The organism is Enterobacter sp. WCHEn090032 (genome assembly GCF_003986875.1).
Classification (GTDB): domain Bacteria; phylum Pseudomonadota; class Gammaproteobacteria; order Enterobacterales; family Enterobacteriaceae; genus Enterobacter; species Enterobacter sichuanensis.
The window spans coordinates 1-22,753 of record NZ_RXRN01000031.1; the positions used below are offsets into that span (position 1 = coordinate 1).

18 protein-coding genes are annotated in these 22,753 nt (G+C 59.8%); 9 read left to right on the forward strand and 9 right to left on the reverse strand.

What is annotated here, in order from left to right:
• The coding region (gene entS / locus EKN83_RS19745; RefSeq protein WP_126801537.1) for an enterobactin transporter EntS at nucleotides 1-1,241 on the reverse strand (1,241 nt) is incomplete at its 3' end.
• Between the two features lie 108 nt (nucleotides 1,242-1,349).
• Between entS and fepD the strand changes: the two genes are divergently transcribed.
• The 3 genes from fepD to fepC are packed head-to-tail and all read left to right on the forward strand — an operon-like array spanning nucleotide 1,350 to nucleotide 4,134.
• Entirely contained in the window at nucleotides 1,350-2,354 is a 1,005-nt protein-coding gene (gene fepD, locus EKN83_RS19750; protein WP_126801538.1) for a Fe(3+)-siderophore ABC transporter permease, read from the forward strand.
• Nucleotides 2,351-3,343 carry an iron-enterobactin ABC transporter permease gene (gene fepG, locus EKN83_RS19755; RefSeq protein WP_032672685.1) on the forward strand — a complete coding sequence of 331 codons (993 nt, stop codon included), beginning with the start codon at nucleotides 2,351-2,353 and terminating at the stop codon, nucleotides 3,341-3,343. Before fepD ends, fepG begins: the two co-directional genes overlap by 4 nt.
• Complete coding sequence (fepC, locus tag EKN83_RS19760) at nucleotides 3,340-4,134, forward strand: iron-enterobactin ABC transporter ATP-binding protein (protein ID WP_126801539.1); 795 nt, start codon at nucleotides 3,340-3,342, stop codon at nucleotides 4,132-4,134. Before fepG ends, fepC begins: the two co-directional genes overlap by 4 nt.
• 82 nt (nucleotides 4,135-4,216) lie before the next feature.
• On the opposite strand, the gene entF is transcribed toward fepC, so the two are convergent.
• The 3 genes from entF to fes are packed head-to-tail and all read right to left on the reverse strand — an operon-like array spanning nucleotide 4,217 to nucleotide 9,493.
• A complete protein-coding gene (gene entF, locus EKN83_RS19765; protein WP_126801540.1) occupies nucleotides 4,217-8,074 on the reverse strand; it encodes an enterobactin non-ribosomal peptide synthetase EntF in 3,858 nt (1,285 codons plus the stop codon).
• Nucleotides 8,071-8,283, reverse strand: a complete 213-nt coding sequence (locus EKN83_RS19770) for an MbtH family protein (RefSeq protein WP_025759969.1) — start codon at nucleotides 8,281-8,283, stop codon at nucleotides 8,071-8,073. The genes entF and EKN83_RS19770 overlap by 4 nt, the downstream gene beginning before the upstream one ends.
• 10 nt (nucleotides 8,284-8,293) lie before the next feature.
• On the reverse strand, nucleotides 8,294-9,493 hold the full coding sequence (gene fes, locus EKN83_RS19775) for an enterochelin esterase (RefSeq protein ID WP_126801541.1): 1,200 nt from the start codon (nucleotides 9,491-9,493) through the stop codon (nucleotides 8,294-8,296).
• Nucleotides 9,494-9,637: 144 nt separating this feature from the next.
• On the opposite strand from fes, the gene EKN83_RS19780 reads away from it, so the two are divergent.
• A complete protein-coding gene (locus EKN83_RS19780; RefSeq protein ID WP_025759967.1) occupies nucleotides 9,638-11,878 on the forward strand; it encodes a TonB-dependent siderophore receptor in 2,241 nt (746 codons plus the stop codon).
• A gap of 61 nt (nucleotides 11,879-11,939) precedes the next feature.
• Nucleotides 11,940-12,581 (forward strand): enterobactin synthase subunit EntD, encoded by a 642-nt coding sequence (entD, locus tag EKN83_RS19785; protein WP_126801542.1) that lies wholly within the window; start codon nucleotides 11,940-11,942, stop codon nucleotides 12,579-12,581.
• A 35-nt stretch (nucleotides 12,582-12,616) separates the two neighbouring features.
• On the opposite strand, the gene EKN83_RS19790 is transcribed toward entD, so the two are convergent.
• The 4 genes from EKN83_RS19790 to betT all read right to left on the reverse strand — a co-directional run bounded on the left by EKN83_RS19790 (nucleotide 12,617) and on the right by betT (nucleotide 16,239).
• Nucleotides 12,617-13,213, reverse strand: a complete 597-nt coding sequence (locus EKN83_RS19790; RefSeq protein WP_126801543.1) for a hypothetical protein — start codon at nucleotides 13,211-13,213, stop codon at nucleotides 12,617-12,619.
• A 181-nt stretch (nucleotides 13,214-13,394) separates the two neighbouring features.
• Complete coding sequence (gene nadS / locus EKN83_RS19795; RefSeq protein WP_025759670.1) at nucleotides 13,395-13,679, reverse strand: NadS family protein; 285 nt, start codon at nucleotides 13,677-13,679, stop codon at nucleotides 13,395-13,397.
• Nucleotides 13,666-14,067 (reverse strand): type II toxin-antitoxin system RelE/ParE family toxin, encoded by a 402-nt coding sequence (locus tag EKN83_RS19800; RefSeq protein ID WP_126801544.1) that lies wholly within the window; start codon nucleotides 14,065-14,067, stop codon nucleotides 13,666-13,668. The genes nadS and EKN83_RS19800 overlap by 14 nt, the downstream gene beginning before the upstream one ends.
• Nucleotides 14,068-14,205: 138 nt before the next feature.
• The gene (gene betT, locus EKN83_RS19805) at nucleotides 14,206-16,239 is read right to left on the reverse strand and encodes a choline BCCT transporter BetT (RefSeq protein ID WP_126801545.1); all 2,034 of its coding nucleotides are present in this window, start codon (nucleotides 16,237-16,239) and stop codon (nucleotides 14,206-14,208) included.
• Between the two features lie 128 nt (nucleotides 16,240-16,367).
• Between betT and betI the strand changes: the two genes are divergently transcribed.
• The 3 genes from betI to betA are packed head-to-tail and all read left to right on the forward strand — an operon-like array spanning nucleotide 16,368 to nucleotide 20,119.
• Nucleotides 16,368-16,955 carry a transcriptional regulator BetI gene (gene betI, locus EKN83_RS19810; protein WP_025759674.1) on the forward strand — a complete coding sequence of 196 codons (588 nt, stop codon included), beginning with the start codon at nucleotides 16,368-16,370 and terminating at the stop codon, nucleotides 16,953-16,955.
• 13 nt (nucleotides 16,956-16,968) lie between these two features.
• The gene (gene betB / locus EKN83_RS19815; protein ID WP_126801546.1) at nucleotides 16,969-18,441 is read left to right on the forward strand and encodes a betaine-aldehyde dehydrogenase; all 1,473 of its coding nucleotides are present in this window, start codon (nucleotides 16,969-16,971) and stop codon (nucleotides 18,439-18,441) included.
• A 13-nt stretch (nucleotides 18,442-18,454) separates the two neighbouring features.
• On the forward strand, nucleotides 18,455-20,119 hold the full coding sequence (betA, locus tag EKN83_RS19820) for a choline dehydrogenase (RefSeq protein ID WP_045286420.1): 1,665 nt from the start codon (nucleotides 18,455-18,457) through the stop codon (nucleotides 20,117-20,119).
• A gap of 88 nt (nucleotides 20,120-20,207) precedes the next feature.
• Here the strand turns inward: betA and EKN83_RS19825 are convergent, their stop codons facing one another.
• Entirely contained in the window at nucleotides 20,208-20,906 is a 699-nt protein-coding gene (locus EKN83_RS19825; RefSeq protein WP_126801547.1) for a GNAT family N-acetyltransferase, read from the reverse strand.
• Nucleotides 20,907-21,105: 199 nt separating this feature from the next.
• On the opposite strand from EKN83_RS19825, the gene EKN83_RS19830 reads away from it, so the two are divergent.
• Nucleotides 21,106-22,674, forward strand: a complete 1,569-nt coding sequence (locus EKN83_RS19830) for an ABC transporter substrate-binding protein (protein ID WP_126801548.1) — start codon at nucleotides 21,106-21,108, stop codon at nucleotides 22,672-22,674.
• Nucleotides 22,675-22,753: the final 79 nt, after the last annotated feature.

The following is a 22,753-nucleotide window of genomic DNA, read 5'->3' on the forward strand; positions in this document are numbered from 1 at the left end:
GCACCGTTATTAAACACAACCTCCTGCCTGAATCGGCGCAATTCTGCCAACGACATCAATAAAATCCCGCCAATAGCGGCTAATACAAACCCGCTGCTGCTCGCCGACGCCACCGGGGTCATTATCGTCCCCAGGCCGCCGAGGATCGCCGCGCCAATGGCATCGCCCGTCACGTTCTGCGCGGTCCACAGGCCGTTAATGCGCCCCAGCATCCCTTCCGGCGTCTGGGTCTGGATCAGGGTGTACTGTAACAGCGAGCTGATGGCGCTCAGCCAGCCGAAAATCACCAGGCACATCACGCCCAGCGCCCACACCGGCATCAGGCTGAAGAAGCCAATGGCGATAAACGAGGCCAGCGTGGCAAGCAGCATAATCAATCCCGGACGCGCGCTCTGCGCCAGGTTGCCGCTGGTCAGCGCACCGCATGCCGCGCCGAGCGGAATGGCGGCGTAGAGAATGCCTATCTCCGAAGCGCTCATCTGCCACTCGCCCGCCAGCGCCGGGTACAACACGCGCACCGCACTCGCCATGGTCAGCAGGCCGCCGAGCAGCGCAATCCCGCCGATTAGCGGGTTGCTGAACAGAAAACGAATGGCCGCCTTCAGTGATTTCAGCGGATGCTCGCGCGGCTGCGGCGGCGGGGGCAGAAGCGGCAGGCGCAGCAGCGTCAGCGTGGTGATAAACGTGCCCGCCGCTGCCAGCCCGTAGTTCCAGGCCACGTTACCCGTTGCCAGCAGCAGACCGCCGACCATAGGCGAAATCACCGAGCCCAGACGGACGGTGAGCATGGTAATCGCCCCGGCCTGCATCAGGTTTTCGCGCCCCACCAGCGCAGGCGTGGCCGCCAGCAACGCCGTCACGCCCAGCGAGGCAAAGAAACCGTCCCACAGGCCAAGCGCGTAAATGACCACCAGCGACGGCTCAGGCAGCATGGCGTTCAGACACAGCCCGACAAACCCCACCCCGCAGGTGCCGCGCGCCAGCAGGATCAGCTTTTTACGCTCGTAGCGGTCCGCCAGCACGCCGCCGACCATCAGGCCGATAAACATCGCCCCACCGGTTAAGGTGACCGAAAGGCCCACCAGCCAGCTGGAGTGCGTCATGGTCTGGATCTGTACCGGCACAGCCACGCCGAGCAGGCCGAGGGACAAAATGGAGATAAAGCGGGCGATAAATACAGCGCGATACGCCGGGTGTGTTTTAAGCAGGCTGAGGTTGAGCAGCCAGGATTTTTGATTCATGACAAAGCCTTGAGTGTAATTCTACCCTTTCCATGGGCGCACATGCTAACATAGCCAAATAAGATAGATAACGATAATCACTATCATTATCAAGTCATGGATGTTGCTATGTCGTTTTCCTCTTCTTCGGTGCGCGCCCTTGCCGTGCCCGTTTTATTGCTGCTGTTAATTCTGGCGATTGCACTCAGCCTGCTGGTCGGCGCGAAGCCGCTACCCGCATCCGTTATCGTTGATGCGCTCACCGGCACCTGTCAGAGCGCCGACTGCGTTATCGTGCTCGACGCCCGTCTGCCCCGCACGCTCGCCGGGCTGCTGGCCGGTGGCGCACTCGGTCTTGCCGGTGCGCTGATGCAAACCCTCACCCGTAACCCACTGGCGGACCCCGGCATTCTCGGCGTTAACGCCGGAGCCAGCTTTGCCATCGTGCTCGGCGCGGCGCTGCTCGGTTTGACCTCGCCGTCTGAACAACTGGTGATGGCCTTCTGCGGCGCGCTGGCCGCCTCGCTGGTGGTGGCGTTTACCGGCAGCCAGGGCGGCGGGCAGCTGAGTCCGGTTCGCTTAACGCTGGCAGGCGTGGCGCTCGGCGCGGTGCTGGAAGGGCTATCCAGCGGCATCGCCCTGCTCAACCCGGACGTCTACGATCGGCTACGTTTCTGGCAGGCCGGCTCGCTGGATATCCGCACGCTGGACACCTTAAAAGTGGTGGCGATCCCGGTGGTTATCGCCGCCGCCGTGGCGCTGTTGTTAAGCCGGGCGCTGAACAGCCTGAGTCTCGGGAGCGACACCGCCACCGCGCTCGGCAACCGCGTGGCGCGGACCCAGCTGACGGGATTACTGGTCATCACCGTTTTGTGCGGCAGCGCGACGGCGGTTGTCGGCCCGATAGCCTTTATCGGCCTGATGATGCCGCACATGGCGCGCTGGCTGGTGGGGGCGGATCACCGCTGGTCGCTGCCGGTGACGCTACTGGCAACGCCCGCCCTGCTGCTGGTGGCCGATGTTGTGGGTCGTCTTCTGGTGCCCGGCGAGCTGCGCGTCTCGGTGGTCAGCGCCTTTATCGGCGCGCCGGTGCTGATCTTCCTCGTGCGCCGTAAACGCGGAGGTGCCGTATGATGGCCCCGTCCCGTCGTTTAATGACCAGCGTCGCACTGCTGCTTGTCGCCATTCTGCTGCTGGCGGTCTGGAGCCTGCGCAGCGGCGCGGTCACGCTCGATTTTACTCAGGTCTTTAACGCCCTGCTCGGCAGCGCACCGCGCAACCTCTCCCTGGTGGTCACCGAATGGCGACTGCCGCGCGTGGCGATGGCGATTCTGGTGGGCGCGGCGCTCGGCGTCAGCGGTGCGATATTCCAGTCGCTGATGCGCAACCCGCTCGGCAGCCCGGACGTGATGGGCCTCAATACCGGCGCCTGGAGCGGCGTGCTGGTGGCGATGGTGCTGTTTGGTCAGCACCTGACGGCCATCACCTTTACGGCGATGGCGGGCGGCATGCTCACGTCCCTGCTTATCTGGCTGCTTGCCTGGCGCAACGGTATCGACACCTTCCGCCTGATCATCATCGGTATCGGCGTGCGCGCCATGCTGATGGCGTTTAATACCTGGCTGCTGCTGCAGGCCTCGCTGGAAACCGCGCTCTCCGCCGGGCTGTGGTACGCCGGCTCGCTCAACGGCCTGACCTGGGGCAAAACCTGGCCCGCCGCGCCATTGATTGTGCTGATGTTTATTGCCGCACTGCTGCTGGTGCGGCGCATGCGTCTGCTGGAGATGGGCGACGACAGCGCCTGCGCGCTGGGTGTCGGCGTTGAGCGCTCGCGCCTGATGCTGATGCTGGTGGCGGTCTTGCTGACCGCAGCCGCTACCGCCATCGCCGGGCCAATCTCATTTATCGCCCTGGTGGCGCCGCATATCGCCCGTCGTCTTAGCGGCACCGCGCGCTGGGGTCTGACCCAGGCGGCGCTGTGCGGCGCGGTGCTGCTGCTGGCCGCGGATCTCTGCGCCCGGCAGCTGTTTATGCCTTATCAACTGCCGGTGGGCGTCGTGACCGTCAGCCTCGGCGGGATTTACCTCATCGTCTTGCTCGTTCAGGAGTCACGCAAGAAATGACCGATACCCTCTCCCGCCTGCGCGGCGAAAAACTCACCCTCGGCTACGGCAAAAAAATCATTGCCCGTGATTTAACCGTCGCGATCCCGGACGGCCATTTTACGGCAATCATCGGCCCGAACGGCTGCGGTAAATCGACACTGCTACGCACGCTGAGCCGCCTGATGACGCCGGTTGAGGGCAACGTATTCCTCGACGGCGAGCAGATCCAGCGCTTCCCCAGCAAAGAGGTGGCCAGGCGCATCGGATTGCTGGCGCAAAACGCCACCACGCCGGGAGACATCACGGTGCTGGAGCTGGTTTCGCGCGGGCGCTACCCGCACCAGCCGCTGTTTACCCGCTGGCGTAAAGAGGATGAGGAGGCGGTCAACCGCGCAATGCGGGCGACCGGGATTACCGATCTCGCGCTGCAAAGCGTGGACACCCTCTCCGGCGGGCAGCGCCAGCGGGCGTGGATCGCGATGGTGCTGGCGCAGGAGACCGCCATCATGCTGCTGGACGAACCGACGACCTGGCTGGATATCAGCCATCAGATTGACCTGCTGGAGCTGCTGAGCGAGCTGAACCGCACGCAGGGCTACACCCTGGCGGCGGTACTGCATGATTTGAACCAGGCGTGCCGCTACGCCACGCATCTGATTGCGCTGCGCGATGGCGAGATTGTGGCGCAGGGCGCGCCGAAGGAGATTGTGACGCCAGAGCTGATCGCGCGGATCTACGGCATGCGCTGCATGATTATTGACGATCCAGTGGCGGGGACGCCGCTGGTGGTACCTTTAGGTCGGCGGTAATTGCCGGGTGGCGGCTTCGCCTTACCCGGCCTACACTCAGCTCCCGTAGGCCCGGTAAGCGCAGCGCCACCGGGCAGTTTCACTACCCCAATATCTCCCTCAACACCGACCCAATCTTCTCAAACGCCTGCGGTGAAATGATATCCACGTGGGCGCAGTCCTGGCTGTACACCTCCAGTTCACCTACCCATGGCGCCCACGCAACCTGCGGATCCTGCGTGCGCGTGCGCTCGGCCACAAACAGCGTCGCTTTACCCTCGAAGCGCGCACTGTGTGCCGTGGTGAGCAAGCGCACCGCGTCAGCGTAGTTGCCCTCAATAGCGCTAAACAGTTCGCTGGAGCCCTGTCCCTGCTGAGCGGCGATAAACGCCTGTCGCTCGCGCTCGATTTCCGCCAGCACTGCCGGGTCGAGGCCGTTCGCCTCTTTCTCTGCCCAGTTCTGGGTTTCCGGCGGCCAGGTATCCAGCAGGCCGAGGAACGCGACGACTTCCCCCTGCGCGCACAGACGCGCGGCAATGCCCTGCGCCAGCGTGCCGCCAAGGGAATAACCGAACAGGTAATACGGTCCCTGCCGCTGCTGTGCGCGCAAGGTTTTCAGGTGATGTTCGATTACCTCATCCAGATCCGCACACTGCTGCATTGGCCCGTCCGGGCGAGGTGACTGAATGCCGGTAATGGACCAGCGCGGACTAAGATAGCGAGCCAGCACGCTAAACTGCCACGCAAAACCGGAAGCCGGATGGAAGCAGAACAGCGTTGGGCCGTCGCTTTCACGCAGCGGGAGAAGGGTTTCATACCCCAGACGCTGCGCCTGCGCGTCGCTCATCGACGAGTCCAGCAGCGCGCTGAGCTTGCTGACCGTGGAGGCGACCATAATCTGCCCCGGCGTGACCTTGCGGGCAAACGTGCGGCTCAGCTGTGCCGCGAGGCGCATCGCCAGCAGCGAGTGGCCGCCAAGGGCAAAGAAGTCGGCTTCGGTATCGTTGACCTCGCAGCCCAGCAGCGCGGCAAACGCCTGCGCGACGCCGATTTCGGTTGCGCTTTCCGGCGCGCGACCGGATGTTTTGCTGGTCAGCTCCGGCAGCGGCAGCGCCTTACGGTCGAGCTTGCCGTTGGCGCTTAACGGCAGCGCGCTGATTTGCAGTAGTACCACCGGCACCATATGCGGCGGCAACTGTGCTTTGAGTGATGCCAGTAGCGCATCGCGATCCAGCGGCAGACCCGATTCAGAGACCACATACCCCACCAGTTGGCGCGCATCGCCGTCCGTTGCCGCCGCCTGATTGAACACGCAGGCGTGCGCCACGGCCTGGGCCACGTCCGGCAGCGACAGCATCGCCCGGTCGATTTCGCCGAGCTCGATGCGCTGGCCGCGAATTTTCAGCTGATCGTCGCTGCGGCCCAGATACTCCACCGCGCCGTTGTCCAGCCAGCGGGCGACGTCGCCAGTGCGGTACATCCGCTCGCCAGGGGCGAACGGATCGGCGATAAAGCGGCTGGCGGTCAGATCAGGACGACCCAGATACCCCTGCGCCAGCTGGATGCCGGTCAGGTAAAGATCCCCCGCCACGCCAAAGGGCACCGGGCGCATCATCGCATCCAGAATGCGCAGCCCCGTGTTCCACACCGGGAAACCGATCGGCACGCTGTTGCCTTTAACAGCCGCCAGTTCCGGGCCAAACGCCGGATACCAGCTGACGTCCACCGCCGCTTCGGTTGGACCATAGAGGTTATGCAGCGGCACATGGGTCAACGCTTCCCACTCGCGGCACAGCGCCGTCGGCAGCGCTTCGCCGCTGCAGAACACCTGCTTAAGCGTGTTGCAGCACCCGACGTTTTCCGCCGTCAGCGAGGCGACAAACGCCGCCAGCATCGACGGCACAAAGTGGGTAGTAGTCACGCCGTAGTGCGCGAAGAAGCTCTGCATCGCCTGCGGATCGCGGTGAGCATCCGGCTCGGCCATCACCAGCTTCGCCCCGGCGATAAACGGCCACCAGAACTCCCACACCGACACGTCAAAGCTGCACGGCGTTTTCTGCGCCACCACGTCGCTCGCGTTCAATGGGTAGTGATCCTGCATCCACTTCAGACGGTTAACGATGGCAGTGTGCCCGACCATCACCCCTTTCGGACGCCCCGTCGAACCGGAGGTAAAGATGATGTACGCCGTCTGCTCCGGCTTCGCCAGGCGCAGCGGCTCAGCCCCCGCGGTCGGTAATAGTGTGTTGTAACTAAAGGAGGGAATCGGCAGATCGCTAAAGCGCGGACGCTGCTCGTCGGTGGTAATGAGCAGGGACGGCTTCGCGTCCTCCAGCATCATCCGCAGGCGGTCGTCCGGGTAGCCGGTGTCCAGCGGCAGCCACGCGGCACCCGCTTCGACAATGCCGTGCAAGGCCAGCGTCAGGAACACCGAGCGCGGCAGCGCCACCGCCACGCTGTCGCCCGGCTTCACGCCACGCTCGCGCAGCAGGTTTGCCAGTGCCACCACCTGCTCACGCATCTGGCGATAGGTAAGCTCGATGTGCGCATCCGCCAGCGCGGGGGCATCAGGCGTGTTGCTTGCCTGCTCCGCTACCAGATCGGCGAGCGTAGTGGACGGCAGCGCCAGCCCGGTATCGTTGATGCGCGCAAGCTGCGCATACTCCTGTTCTGAAACGGTCTCCACCTCGCTACAGCGCAGGTCCGGGTTGGCAGCAAACTGCATGAGCATCGCGTTCAGACGGGCAACATGACGGGTAAGCGTCGCTTCATCATAACGCAGCTTACTGGCGAGGATTTCAATACTGAGTCCCCCCTGTTCATCCGGGAACAGTGCCAGCTCAAGGTCATTCACCGGGCCGGTCGCCAGCGTGTGGGTGATGGCCTCCACGCCGTCGAGTTCCAGCCGGTAGTCGAACACCTTCACGTTCAACACGGGGCCAAAAAGGGGCTCGTCGCCCGCCGCTTTCCCGCTGTCGCGCACGATCTGCTCGGCGTCGTAGCGCTGGTGGCGGCGCATTTTTTTTAGCTGGTTCGCCAGGCGCTGCGCCAGGTCCGGCAGGCTCTCCTGCGGATTGATATTCACCGCCAGCGGCAGGACGTTGAGCACTGGCCCGGTCGCGGTCAGCGCGGCCGATCCCATCCTGCGCATAAAGATAAACCCGGCGGCGTAGTCCAGCCGTCCGGTGAGGCGCCCGAGCCACAGCGTCACCAGCGCAAGCGCCAGTTCGGCGCGCTGCACCTGCCCTGCCGCCTGTACAAGCCGGCTAAAGGCGCGACCGTCAGTGGCGATTTTCAGGCGCAGAATATCCGTTGTCGCGGCACGACCCGGCAGCGGCGCAGAAGAGAGCGAGACCGGCGAAGGCAGCTGCTTGCGCTGTTCGGCCCAGAAGGCACCATCGCGCCGCCAGGCTTCACTGTCACGATAGCGCTGGTACTCTTCCACCACCTCCGCAAACGACGTGAACGGAGACTCAGGCGTGGGTTCGCCCTTTTGCCATGCGGAATAAATTGCGGCAATCTGGCGGGTAATGGCCGGGAAACTGAAGCCATCCACCACCAGATGGTGATAACGCTGATACCAGTACCAGCACTGATCCCCCACCTGAATCAGCTGGTGAAACGCCAGCGGCTGGCCGCTGTCAACGCGCAGGTTCTGGTTGAGATCGGTCTCCATCAGCGCCATAGCGGCGTCATGCGAGTCGACGCGCACGATGGACGGTTCCGGCAGAATGAAGGTTTCATCAACCCACTGCCACACCTCACCATTCTCTTGCGTAAAGCGCGTGCGCAGGGTATCGGCCTGCATCATGCCTGCCGCAATGGCTTTTGCCATCAGCGGCGCGTCGATATTCCCTTTCAGCTCGGTGTAGTGCGCCACGCTCCAGGCGTTTGGCAACGTGGATAACTGTTCCGCCATCCAGATACCCGGCTGGGCGGCAACGAGAGGCAGACAGTTCATGCGTTCCCCTTTGCAAAATGAGACGGTTCCAGCGTTTGCCAGCGTTCCGCCAGCCACTGCTGGCACGCTTCCTGGGACTGTGCTTCGCACACCACACGCCACCCTGCCGGCAGTTCGCACTGCTGCGGCCACAGGCTGTACTGCCCCTGGTCGTTTTGCAAAATGGCAAACTGTCCCTGCGGATTATCGAAAGGATTGCTGAATTCCATACAGACTCCGTTATTGAATAAGCGGCTGCCAGAGGGTGATCAGCCCCTGCGTCAGCCCCCCGCGCCAGCAAAGCGCGTCGTGCCCGCCGTCAACCTGACGCCAGTAAACCTGCTGTTGCGCATGCAGTTCGGCGTAAATCGCCTGATTCGCATTGAAAATGAGCGGCTCGTTGCGCCCGGCCTCCAGAACAATGCGCAGCCCACGCGCGGTTATCTCCCCCGCCCTGAGTTGTTCGATAAGGCGTCCCTCCTGCTGCCCGCCGCGATGCGGCCACCAGTAGGAGCCGGACTGGCTTAGCACGCAGCCAAAACGCTGCGGCCAGTTGAGGCCAGCATACAGGGAAGAGAGTCCGCCAAAGCTTTGGCCCGCCACCACCGTACGGTCGGCGCGGTCGCTGAACGGCGCGTGTTTTTTGACAAGCGGGAGAAGTTCTTCCTGCACCGCCAGCCAGAAATCGGGGTTACAGGGCAGTTCGCTGTTGCGATGCGCCATGTCGATCACATCGATTAACACGTAGACGGCTGGCGGCAGCTTGCGCCCGGCAGTAAGCGACGCCAGCGCAGGCCAGACGGGCATGCTTTCCGCCCAGAACTGACCGTCGAGCAGCACGGCCAGCGGGCGTTCAGGGTTTTCGTCCCCGGTGGTAAAAATCCATACGCGGCGGCGGTTTTTCAGGCGCGCGCTTTCCCATTCAATGCAGACCGGCGCGTTGTGAGGGGTATCGGAATGTTGCCAGCCCGGCTGAACCGGTGCTTCCGGCATCTCCAGCGCCGAGACGGCATGGCCGCGCCCGCCGCGCCAGCTCTGCGGATTCAGCGGGTCAGACACCGCGTGCGGCAGCAGTTTTCGCCAGCCTTCGCGCAGCGCCAGGCGGTCCGGCTTCTGGCCTGCGAACACGGCGTCGGCAAAATCGTTTTCATTCACAGAGGGGATAAAACAGTAGCTCCCGCGCCACGCGGGGAAAAATTCGCCCTGCCACTGCCAGACGTCGGTATCCGGGATGCGTTCAAGGGATTGCGGGCGGGCATTCTGGTGGTGATCGGTCACGCCGGTGACGTAGAGCCAGACGCGTTTGATCGGTGACGTTCTTTGCGTTCCTGCCGGGTCACGCCACCAGAACGTGACGCGATATTTCCCTTTTTCCCGTGTCCATTCAGGCCCGTTTTTCGACTGCCACCACGCTTCACTGCCCGTTGTTAACGCCGTCACCCTTATAACCTCATGTTTAACAGTCTTTTTTGTTTCAGAGCAAATTTTATTGATAATATTATTGATAACTATTTGCATTTGCAATAGCGTAGTGGCCGCGCTGTGGGAAGCGCTCATAAAACAACCATAAAAGCAGGACGTACAATGAATAAGAAGATTCACTCTCTGGCCTTGCTGGTCAATTTAGGGATTTACGGCGCCGCGCTGCCCGCGCTGGCAGACGATAACAACGCCTCCGCGCAGCACGAAGACACCATGGTCATCACCGCCGCCGAGCAGAACCTGCAGGCACCGGGGGTATCAACCATCACCGCCGATGAGATCCGTAAAAACCCGCCCGCGCGCGACGTGGCGGAAATCATCCGTACCATGCCGGGCGTGAACCTGACCGGGAACTCCACCAGCGGCCAGCGCGGGAATAACCGTCAGATTGATATTCGCGGCATGGGGCCGGAAAACACCCTGATCCTGATCGACGGCAAGCCGGTAACCAGCCGTAACTCCATCCGTCTGGGCTGGCGCGGCGAGCGTGATACCCGCGGCGATACCGGCTGGGTACCGCCAGAGATGATCGAGCGCATCGAAGTGATCCGCGGACCGGCGGCCGCGCGCTACGGCAACGGTGCGGCAGGCGGCGTGGTGAACATCATCACCAAAAAGTTCGACGACCAGTGGCATGGCTCCTGGAACACCTACCTGAATGCGCCAGAACACAAGGACGAAGGTTCCACCAAACGCACCAACTTCAGCCTGAGCGGCCCGCTTGGCGGCGATTTCAGCTTCCGCATGTTTGGTAACCTGGACAAAACGCAAGCCGACGCGTGGGACATCAACCAGGGTCACCAGTCTGAGCGTACCGGCGCCTACGCCAATACTCTGCCGGCTGGCCGGGAAGGTGTGGAGAACAAAGACATTAACGGGGTGGTCCGCTGGGACTTCGCGCCGATGCAGTCCCTGGAATTTGAAGCAGGTTACAGCCGTCAGAACAACCTCTACGCGGGTGATACTCAGAACACCAACAACGACAACGCGCTGGTGAAAAAGAATTACGGCAAAGAGACCAACCGTATCTATCGCCAGAACTTCGCCGTTACCTGGAACGGCGGCTGGGATAACGGCATAACCACCAGCAACTGGGCGCAGTACGAGCACACCCGCAACTCCCGTCTGGGCGAAGGGCTGGCGGGGGGGCTGGAAGGCCTGTTCAACAGCGAAAAATTCACCGACACCGACCTGGCCGACGTGATGCTGCACAGCGAGATCAACCTGCCGATTGATTTCCTCGTCAACCAGAATCTGACGCTGGGCACCGAATGGAACCAGCAGCGCATGAAGGATTCCACCTCCTTCACGCAAACCCAGCAGGGCGGCACCATTCCGGGGATGAGTAACGATCGCAGTCCATACACCTCGGCAGAGATTTTCTCCCTGTTCGCCGAGAACAATATGGAGCTAACCGACAGCACCATGCTGACCCCGGCGTTGCGCTTCGACCATCACACCATCGTCGGCAATAACTGGAGCCCGTCCCTGAACCTGTCGCAAGGTCTGGGGGATAACTTCACGCTGAAGATGGGGATCGCGCGGGCTTACAAAGCGCCGAGCCTGTACCAGACCAACCCAAACTACCTGCTCTACAGCAAAGGCCAGGGCTGCTACGCCAGCTCCGACGGCGTGGGCTGCTACATGATGGGTAATGAGGATCTGAAGGCCGAAACCAGCATCAACAAAGAGATTGGTCTGGAGTGGAAGCGCGACGGCTGGCTGGCGGGCGTGACCTGGTTCCGCAACGACTACCGCGACAAGATTGAAGCGGGCTACGCGCCGATTGGTCACACCTCCTCCGGTAAAGTGCAGACCGATATCTACCAGTGGGAAAACGTGCCGAAAGCGGTGGTTGAAGGGCTGGAAGGCTCCCTGAACGTGCCGGTCAGCGACACCATTAACTGGACCAACAATATTACATACATGCTGCAGAGCAAGAACAAGGAGACCGGCGATCGTCTGTCGATTATCCCGGAGTACACGCTGAACTCGACCCTGAGCTGGCAGGTCCATCAGGACGTGTCGCTCCAGTCGACTTTCACCTGGTACGGCAAGCAGCAGCCGAAGAAGTACAACTACAAAGGTCAGCCGGTGACCGGTTCTGAGAAAGACGAAGTCAGCCCGTACAGCATCGTGGGTCTGAGCGCGACCTGGGACATGACCAAAAACGTCAGCCTGACCGGCGGCGTGGATAACGTCTTCGACAAGCGCCAGTGGCGTGCGGGTAATGCCCAGACCACAGGTAACGCCACCACCGGCGCGTATATGTACGGTGCAGGGGCGTATACGTATAATGAGCCGGGTCGCACCTGGTATATGAGCGTGAATACGCGTTTTTAAGGCACTGAAGTCAATCCTTCCCTCTCCCCTCAGGGGAGAGGGTCAGGGTGAGGGGAAAACCATGCACACCACCCACCGCACGCTCATTCTCGCCAACCACACCGTCCACCACGTCACCTTCGATCCCACGACCTTCACCGACGCCGATCTCCTCTGGCTCCCCCATCACGCTGAACTTGCAAACGCCGGACGCAAACGCAAAGCAGAGCATCTGGCTGGCCGCATCGCCGCCGCGCATGCCTTACCTGACCACACCGTTCCCGGCATCGGCCCCAGCGGCGAACCACTCTGGCCAGAAGGCATTTCAGGCAGCATCACCCACAGCGGCACGCAGGCAATGGCGGTTGTCGTCCGTCATCCCGATGCGCGGGTGGGTATTGATTGCGAAGCCATACTTCCAGACAGTGAGGCCCGGGAAATCCAGGACGGCATTATTGATGTGCAGGAAGCGATGTGCCTGACGCGTTCGGGCTACCCTTTCGCGCTGGCGCTGACGCTGACGTTTAGCGCCAAAGAGAGTCTGTTTAAGGCGCTCTTTCCGCAGGTGAAGACTTTTATGGATTTTGACTGTGCTCGTATTACGCGACTCGATGAAAGAACACTTACGCTGGCCCTGACCCGCCCCCAGGCTGAGTTTAAGGAAAACACGCTATTTACAATTCACTGGTTACTAAATAACGACCGGGTGATCACGTTGTTGTAACGCGCGACTGACTGCTGTAAATCTTCTTCCAGTTGCTATAGTTTATTGAGCATCTCATCCAGGCGATACAGCGTTATTAAGAAATTAAATTCCTCAACCTTCAATTTTAAGCGAATATAATTCAACAAGCTGTAAACAGAATAGTAAACATACTGAATAAATATAAAAGCACACCCACCGACATATAACCATTTCATTGGGTAAGATATTGTCCCACACCACAACAACAAAGCCCCATAACCGGCAAACAATCCTAAAAAAAACATTAAGAAAGGAATCCATAACAAATTCCTTTTAAGCTTCACCTCAGAGTTTTCATAAGTATAAAAACCTTTCACAAGAAATAAAGACTTACAAAAACCTCCGCGCTCCTTGATGTTTTCAAGGTAATACCTAAGAATGTAAATATTTAAATAAAAGTCATCACACAATTTAAAATCAGACAGCTTAAGTTTTTGCTTGTATTTTCCTATTGGGTCTTCCTCTTTTATCCCTTCCTTCAAATAATCTAAAGCCTCTTCCTTCTTCTCATTTGACAAAGAAAAGAATGTTTCAACAATAATCAATTTCTTCAAATAAGGTAATAGAGGGATGAAAAATTTATAGGTACTTGCCAGCGAGGTAATTTCCATTCACAGCTTCCTTGGGTAAATTTTAACCGCACGCGCCCGGTGAGTAAACCAGAGTAACGAGTACTGCTGCGGGCAGATCTGGTAGAAAAAGTTCTGCTCACCGCCATGTTCACCAGCAGATCCAAATACTGCACTATCGTAGGCCGGGTAAGGCATCGCCGCCACCCGGCATGATGGCTCTTCACTGCCCCGCAAGCGCTCTGAAAAAGGCAGGATTCTCCCGAATCACATTCAGCACTTTCGCCGCCAATCCCGTTGGATTTCGACGTTTAGACTCCCAACTTTTTATCGTATCAACGCTCGTGCCCAGCGCCTTCGCCATTTCACTTTGGGTGACGCTTAGCTGTTCTCTGATTGCCCGCACATCAGCCACCTCATAACGCGTCACTCTTGAGGGGGCTTTCCTGCCAGCCTGGATCTCAACGGCCTCTTCCAGTGAAGCTTTCACATCGTCAAAGATACTCATTACCTACCTCCTCATGCCTGATAGCGTACATTGTACACCTTTCAGAAACAACATTGGAAGCGGTATGCAGAAGAACTGTCGTGAGTTTTTTGAACTCTGCTTTCTCAGCATCAGTCAGGCTATCCTTGATGCTCTTTGGATACGCCATGATGAAATAAATGACCTCCCGCGTTGCGAGAAAATAGATGACCCTGGCTCCGCCTCTTTTCCCCTTTGAACCTGCGGACATCCTGATTTTACGTAACCCACCCGTATGCTGGATAAGATCGCCTTTATCGGGCCTGGCAATGAGCTCTTTTTGTAGTTCCCTTAATTCATCATCCGTAGCAATGCTTTTAATCTGCCGGGTGAAGAGCGATGTTTCGATAAACTCTATCGCATGACTCATCCACTATTCCTTCCTGAATTGCGACAACCGCCTGGATGCGACACCATCAGGCTCCAGCAGCAATATTACTCTTCCCTGAGAAACACCAGGACGTTTTACTGTATTTAAATACAGTAAAACGTATTTTTCAGATTTTGTTTAAACATCCGGAAACATCACACTATTCCCCGGCGCTTCCCTGTGCAGATGGATAAAGTTCAGGTGCCGTTCATACTGGTCCAGAATGTCCGTAATCACCTGCTCCTTGCTGTAATCCATCAAATCATTTCCCTGACTCCCTTCCAGCAGGAAGGTCTCCAGCCGGTAGTAGGTCGATTTCCCGCTGCGCGCCCGGTAGGTAAACCCGGGCACCGAGTACTGCTGCGGCCAGATCTGGTAGACAAAGTTCTGCTCGTCGCCCATATGCACCAGCAGATCCAGATGCCCCAGGTTTTCACCCTCTTCCGGCGGCAGGTTTTTCAGCTCCACATAAGCACCACGCAGTTTCAGCTCCTGCGCCACCTCCTCCATTGCCGGGAAACAGACCGTCTCCATCATCTGGCGGGTGTAGCGCGTGCCCGGGTAGTTCATCAGGCGCGACAGGCGTTTCTTCCAGCTCAGCCTGTCCTGCGCCCCCATCGGACGTGGCGCGGTGTCGCGGCTGGCGCTGACGCGGCGGTAATCTTCCACTTTGAGAGATTTATACAACCCGGCCATCACGAAGAAGATGACGAAGCTGAACGGCAACCCCATGATCACCGTGGTGTTCTGCAGGGCGGAAATGCCGTTGGTCATCAGCATGCCGAGCGTCAGCAGGCCGATGGCGACGGACCAGAAGATGCGCAGCCAGTTTGGCGCGTCGCTGTTGATGTCCTTGAGCTTCGAGGTGAAGTTGCCCAGCACCAGCGCGCCGGAATCCGCCGAGGTGACGTAGAACAGCAGGCCGGTAATGGTCGCCACGGACGCGCTAAAGGTAAACGCCGGATACTGCGCCAGCAGGCTGTAGAAGCCGCGCTCCGGGTGCGCCATCGCTTCCTGCGCAAAGGTCGCGTTGCCGTGGATAATCTCATGCAGCGCACTGTTACCAAACACCGACAGCCACAGCAGTGTAAAGGTGAACGGGATAATCAGCGTGCCCATCACAAACTGACGGATGGTGCGGCCACGTGAAATACGTGCCAGGAACAGGCCAACGAACGGCGACCACGCCACCCACCACGCCCAGAAGAAGAGCGTCCAGTTGTTCATCCACTCCACCGGACGATCAAAGGCGAAGCTGTTCAGCGTCATGCCCATAAAGCGGTTCACGTAGTCGCCCACGTTCAGCACTAAGGCATTGAGCAGGAACGAGGTATCGCCCATAAACAACACGAACAGGATCAGACCCAGCGCCAGCGCGACGTTCAGCTCGGAGAGCACGCGGATACCCTTATCCACGCCGGAGGTCACCGAAATGGTGGCGATAATCACCGAGAGCGCAATCAGCGCCGCTTTCGCCGCCATCGAATCCGGAATATCAAACAGCACGCTCAGCCCATAGTTGAGCTGCACCACGCCAATCCCCAGCGTGGTGGCGATCCCGAAGATGGTGCCGATCACCGCTGCAATATCCACGCTGTGGCCAATCGGGCCGTTTATTCTTTTCCCGAATATCGGGTACAGCGCAGAGCGGATGGTCAGAGGCAAATTATAACGGTAGCTAAAGTATCCCAGCGCCATCCCCATCAGGGCGTACATCGACCAGCCGGTCAGGCCGTAGTGGAACAGGGTCCAGACCATCGCCTGGCGCGCGGCCTCCATCGTCTGCCCCGCCCCTTCCGGCGGCTGCATATATTGCGTGACCGGTTCGGCCACGGAGAAGAACATCAGATCGATGCCGATACCTGCGGCAAACAGCATCGCCGCCCAGCTCAACAGGCTGAACTCGGGTTTTGAGTGCTCGGGTCCAAGCTTCACGGAGCCGAAACGCGAGCAGGCCACGCAGACCACAAAGACGATATAGAGCGTCGCCGCCAGTAAGTAGTACCAGCCGAAGGTCTTCGACACCCAGTTCAGGGTGCGTCCAATCCACTCGGCAGAGAAGTTGCTAAAGAAGATCGTCGTCAGGGAAAACAACAAAATCAGTCCTGCGGAAGTATAAAAAACAACCGGATTGATTTTGTCCTTTTCTCTGTTTTGCGAAAGATCTGTCATCCAGTATCCCCACTATTTTTGTAACTATTAAAATCCAAAGCCGCAACAATTAAGACACATTTTATATTGAACGTCCAATCAAAAACCGCTTTAATGGTTAACCAACGCTGATGAATGGAGTGGCAAAAATGCCCAAAGTGGGGATGCAGCCGATCCGGCGCAGGCAACTGATCAACGCCACGCTGGAAGCAATAAATGAAGTGGGAATGCATGACGCGACGATCGCACAGATCGCCCGTCGCGCAGGCGTTTCCACGGGGATCATCAGTCACTACTTCAGAGACAAAAACGGCCTGCTGGAAGCGACCATGCGCGACATCACCGGCCAGCTGCGCGACGCGGTATTAAGCCGCCTGCATGCCCTGCCGGACGGCAGCGCGGAGCAGCGCCTGCAGGCGATTGTCGGCGGTAACTTTGATGAAACTCAGGTCAGCAGCGCGGCGATGAAGGCCTGGCTGGCCTTCTGGGCAAGCAGCATGCACCAGCCGATGCTCTACCGTCTGCAGCAGGTGAGCAGCCGCCGTCTGCTCTCAAACCTGGTGTACGAGTTCCGCCGCGAGCTGCCGCGCGAACAGGCCCAGGAAGCGGGCTACGGGCTGGCGGCACTGATTGACGGCCTGTGGCTGCGTGCCGCCCTGAGCGGTAAACCGCTGGATAAAAATCTGGCCCAGTCGCTCACCAGCCACTTCATCAGCCAGCATTTACCGACCGAATAACCGAGGAGAATTTATGTCCCGAATGGCAGAACAGCAGCTTTATATCAATGGTGGTTATACATCCGCCACCAGCGGTCGCACCTTCGAGACCATCAACCCGGCCAACGGTGAAGTCCTGGCAAGCGTGCAGGCCGCCGGGCGCGAGGATGTGGACCGCGCTGTGGAAAGCGCAAAGCGCGGGCAAAAGATCTGGGCGGCAATGACTGCGATGGAGCGTTCGCGCGTTCTGCGTCGCGCCGTCGACATCCTGCGCGAGCGGAACGACGAGCTGGCCAAGCTGGAAACCCTCGACACCGGTAAAGCGTATTCCGAAACCTCAACCGTGGACATCGTCACCGGCGCGGACGTGCTGGAGTATTACGCGGGGCTGATCCCGGCGCTGGAAGGCAGCCAGATCCCCCTGCGCGAGACGTCGTTCGTCTATACCCGCCGCGAACCGCTGGGCGTAGTGGCGGGTATCGGCGCGTGGAACTACCCGATCCAGATCGCCCTGTGGAAATCCGCCCCGGCGCTGGCGGCAGGTAACGCGATGATCTTCAAGCCAAGCGAAGTGACCCCGCTTACCGCCCTGAAACTTGCCGAAATCTATACCGAAGCGGGTCTGCCGGACGGCGTGTTTAACGTCCTGCCGGGCGTGGGTGCGGAGACCGGCCAGTACCTGACTGAACATCCGGGTATCGCTAAAGTCTCCTTTACCGGCGGCGTCGCCAGCGGCAAAAAAGTGATGGCCAACGCGGCGGGCTCGTCCCTGAAAGAGGTGACGATGGAGCTGGGTGGCAAATCTCCGCTGATTATTTTCGACGATGCGGATCTCGATCTCGCGGCCGACATCGCCATGATGGCGAACTTCTTCAGCTCCGGCCAGGTATGCACCAACGGCACCCGCGTGTTCGTCCCCGCGAAGGTTAAGGCGGCGTTTGAGCAGAAAATCGTTGAGCGCGTGGGCCGCATCCGCGCGGGCGATCTGTTCGATGAACGCACCAACTTTGGCCCGCTGGTCAGCTTCCCGCACCGCGACAACGTGCTGCGCTACATCGCCAAAGGCAAAGCAGAAGGCGCGCGCGTGCTGTGCGGCGGCGACGTGCTGAAGGGCGAAGGTTTTGATAACGGCGCGTGGGTGGCCCCGACCGTGTTCACTGACTGTACCGACGAGATGACCATCGTGCGCGAGGAGATCTTCGGCCCGGTGATGTCCATCCTCACCTACGCGTCCGAGGAAGAGGCGATCCGCCGCGCCAACGATACCGACTACGGTCTGGCGGCGGGTATCGTCACGGCCGACCTGAACCGCGCCCACGGCGCCATTCATCAGCTTGAAGCGGGTATCTGCTGGATCAACACCTGGGGGGAATCCCCGGCGGAGATGCCGGTTGGCGGCTATAAACACTCCGGCATTGGCCGCGAGAATGGGGTGATGACGCTCCAGAGCTACACCCAGGTGAAGTCCATCCAGGTTGAGATGGGTAAATTCCAGTCCATATTTTAACCGGGAGGTTTTTTTGCAATTTGACTACATCATTATCGGAGCCGGCTCTGCCGGCAACGTTCTGGCGACACGACTGACTGAAGATCCGGCTACCACCGTCCTGCTGCTTGAGGCGGGCGGCCCGGATTACCGCTTTGACTTCCGCACCCAGATGCCCGCCGCGCTGGCGTTTCCGCTGCAGGGCAAGCGCTACAACTGGGCGTACGAAACCGAACCTGAGCCGTACATGAACAACCGCCGCATGGAGTGCGGACGCGGCAAAGGGCTGGGCGGCTCATCGCTGATCAACGGCATGTGCTACATCCGCGGTAACGCGATGGATCTGGACAACTGGGCCAAAGAGCCAGGTCTGGAACACTGGAGCTATCTCAACTGCCTGCCCTACTACCGCAAGGCAGAAACCCGCGACGTGGGGCCGAACGACTACCACGGCGGCGACGGTCCGGTGAGCGTCACCACCTCTAAGCCGGGCGTGAACCCGCTGTTTGAGGCGATGGTGGAAGCGGGCGTGCAGGCGGGCTATCCGCGTACCGACGACCTCAACGGCTACCAGCAGGAGGGCTTCGGCCCGATGGACCGCACGGTCACGCCGCAGGGCCGACGCGCCAGCACCGCGCGCGGCTATCTCGATCAGGCCAAACCGCGTCCGAACCTGACCATCCGCACCCACGCCATGACCGATCGCATTCTGTTTGACGGCAAACGTGCGTCAGGCGTCGAGTGGCTGGAGGGCGAAAGCACTATTCCGTCCAGAGCGACGGCGAAAAAAGAGGTGCTGCTGTGTGCAGGCGCGATTGCTTCGCCGCAGATCCTCCAGCGCTCCGGCGTAGGCAACGCTGACCTGCTGAAGCAGTTCGATATTCCGCTGGTCCACGACCTGCCCGGCGTGGGCGAAAACCTGCAGGATCACCTGGAGATGTACCTCCAGTACGAATGCAAAGAGCCGGTCTCCCTCTACCCTGCCCTGCAGTGGTGGAACCAGCCGAAGATTGGCGCCGAGTGGCTGTTTGGCGGCACCGGCGTGGGGGCGAGCAACCACTTCGAGGCGGGCGGGTTTATCCGCAGCCGCGAGGAGTTTGAATGGCCGAACATTCAGTACCACTTCCTGCCGGTAGCCATTAACTACAACGGTTCAAACGCGGTAAAAGAGCACGGCTTCCAGTGCCACGTGGGCTCCATGCGTTCGCCAAGCCGTGGGCACGTGCGTATTAAATCGCGCGATCCGCACCAGCATCCGGCGATCCTGTTCAACTATATGTCCCACGAGCAGGACTGGCAGGAGTTCCGTGACGCAATCCGCATCACCCGTGAGATCATGCACCAGCCGGCGCTGGACAAATACCGCGGCCGCGAAATCAGCCCCGGTATCGAATGTCAGACCGACGAGCAGCTGGACGAGTTCGTGCGTAACCACGCCGAAACCGCCTTCCACCCGTGCGGGAGCTGCAAAATGGGCTATGACGAGATGGCGGTGGTCGACGGCGAAGGCCGCGTTCACGGGCTGGAAGGGTTACGCGTGGTAGATGCGTCGATCATGCCACAGATCATTACCGGCAACCTGAACGCCACGACCATCATGATTGGCGAGAAAATTGCCGACGCCATTCGCGGGCGCGAGCCGCTAGCGAAGAGCACGGCGGCGTATTATGTGGCGAACGGGGCACCGGTGAGGCGCTGAGTGCCCCTCACCCTAACCCTCTCCCCAAAGGGGCGAGGGGACTTAAAACACCCTCTTCCCCTTGGGGAGAGGGCTGGATGAGGGAAAATTACGTCCGAAACGCCTCTAACCGCGTAATCTGCCGCCCTTCTCCGTCAAAATTCTCTGCCGCCAGCCAGGCGCGCAGTTCCGCGTCTCTTTGCGGCCATTCGCCGTCAATAATAGAAAGCATATCGCTGTCGCGGTTACGCCCTTTGCGCACCAGCTTCTGCCGCAGCCGCCCTTCCCAGACAAACCCCAGCCGCTCTGCCGCCCTGCGCGAGGCGATGTTCATCGAATCGCACTTCCACTCCACCCGGCGGTAGCCGTGTTCGAACGCATTTTTCAGCAGCAGCCATACCGTTTCGGTCCCGATGCGGGAGCCTTTCATCTTTCGCGACCAGGTCACGTGACCGATTTCGACCGACCCCAGTAGCCGCTCGTTGGCCATATAGCTCACCAGCCCGACCGCGCGCTCGGTGCGTAAATCAATGACGGCAAACGGCACCAGTTCATCGTCCATCACCTTCGCCATAATCCAATGCGCAGTGGCTTCCACACTCATGGGCTGTGTGCTGGCAAGCCACGTCCAGTCGCTGTCGTCACCCAGCGCGTAGGCCTCGTAAAGATCGGCCGCGTGGCGATCGGCATCCAGCGGCTCCAGACGGCAATACAGGCCGAACAGCGGCGTGTGGGTCAGCACGCGCGCGCCTTTCCAGTCGGGAACAATATCGTTGACGGTTTGACCATGTTGATTGATTTCGGGCACGGCAGTGACTCCCTGAAAGGTAAGGAGTTTGTTATAGCAGGTTAAAAAACGGGCGAAAAGCAGCGTATGTTAATAGCCCGAACGCATGCATTATTCCTGGAGGGCATAAGCAAAGCAGAATTTCGACTTTGCGTATATCCTTCGCCAGCCTAACGTAGCGGAACATAAAACAAACAATATATTTTCTTCAGGGATCGCTATGACAAAAAAACTGCTGCCTTTACTGGTGCTGGCTACATTCTCCGCTGCGGCTCACGCGGCTACGCCCCCCAATACGCTGGTTGTCGCCCAGGGACTTGATGACATTGTGAGCCTCGACCCGGCCGAAGCCAACGAGCTTTCCAGTATCCAGACCGTGCCCAGCCTGTATCAGCGCCTGGTGCAGCCGGACCGCAACAACCCGGAAAAAATCACCCCGATTCTGGCAGAAAGCTGGCAGGCGGACGCGGCAGCAAAAACCCTGACTATTAAACTCAGGCCCGATGCCAGATTTGCCTCCGGCAACCCGCTGCGTCCGGAAGACGTGATCTTCTCCTATACCCGCGCCGTGACGCTGAACAAATCCCCGGCCTTTATTCTCAACGTGCTGGGCTGGGAGGCGAGCAACATCGCCAGCCAGCTGAAGAAAGTGGATGACCACACCGTGCAGCTGCACTGGACGGCGGACGTCAGCCCTGCCGTGGCGCTCAACATTCTCTCCACGCCGATCGCCTCCATCGTCGATGAGAAGCAGGTCGCGGCGAACGTGAAGGATAACGACTTCGGCAACGCGTGGCTGAAAATGCACTCGGCGGGCAGCGGCGCGTTCAAAATGCGCGTCTACCAGCCGCATCAGGCCATTGTGCTGGAAGCCAACGACTCGGCGCCCGGTGGCGCGCCGAAGCTTAAGAGCATCATCATTAAAAACGTTCCCGATCCGGCTTCCCGCCGCCTGCTGATCCAGCAGGGCGACGCGGACGTGGCGCGCGATCTGGGTGCAGACCAGATCAGCGCGCTCGACGGCAAGCCGGGCGTGAAGGTACTGAGCATCCCGTCTGCGGAGCAGAATTACCTGGTGTTTAACACCGGCAACAGCGCCAACCCGCTGCTGAACAACCCGGCCTTCTGGGAGGCGGCACGCTGGCTGGTGGACTATGACGGCATTACCAAAAACCTGCTGAAAGGCCAGTATTTTGTCCATCAGAGCTTCCTGCCGGTCGGTCTGCCGGGCGCGCTGGAAGATAATCCGTTTAAATTTGATCCGGCGAAAGCGAAAGCCATCCTCGCCAAAGCGGGTATTAAAGACGCCCACTTCACCCTGGACGTGGAGAACAAGCCGCCGTTTATCACCATCGCGCAGTCGATGCAGGCGAGCTTCGCGCAGGGTGGCGTGAAGGTGGATCTGTTGCCCGCCGCCGGGAGCCAGGTGTACGCCCGCGTGCGTGCGAAGCAGCATCAGGCGGCAATTCGTCTGTGGATCCCGGACTACTTTGACGCGCACTCCAACGCCAGCGCCTTCGCGTGGAACGACGGTAAATCCAGCACCGTGGCCGGACTGAACGGCTGGAAAATTCCGGAGCTGAACAAGGCCACGCTGGCGGCGGTGGCCGAGCCGGATCCGGCGAAACGTCTGGATCTGTACAAGAAAATGCAGGAACAGCTGCAGCACAACTCGCCGTACGTGTTCGTCGACCAGGGCAAAACCCAGATCGTGGTGCGCGAAAACGTGAAGGGGTATCAGCAGGGGCTGAACGCGGATATGGTCTGGTACGATCGCGTCACGAAGTAGCCCTTGTTGCCGGGTGGCGCTGCGCTTACCCGGCCTACGTTCTCGGTTTTTGTAGGCCGGGTAAGGCGAAGCCGCCACC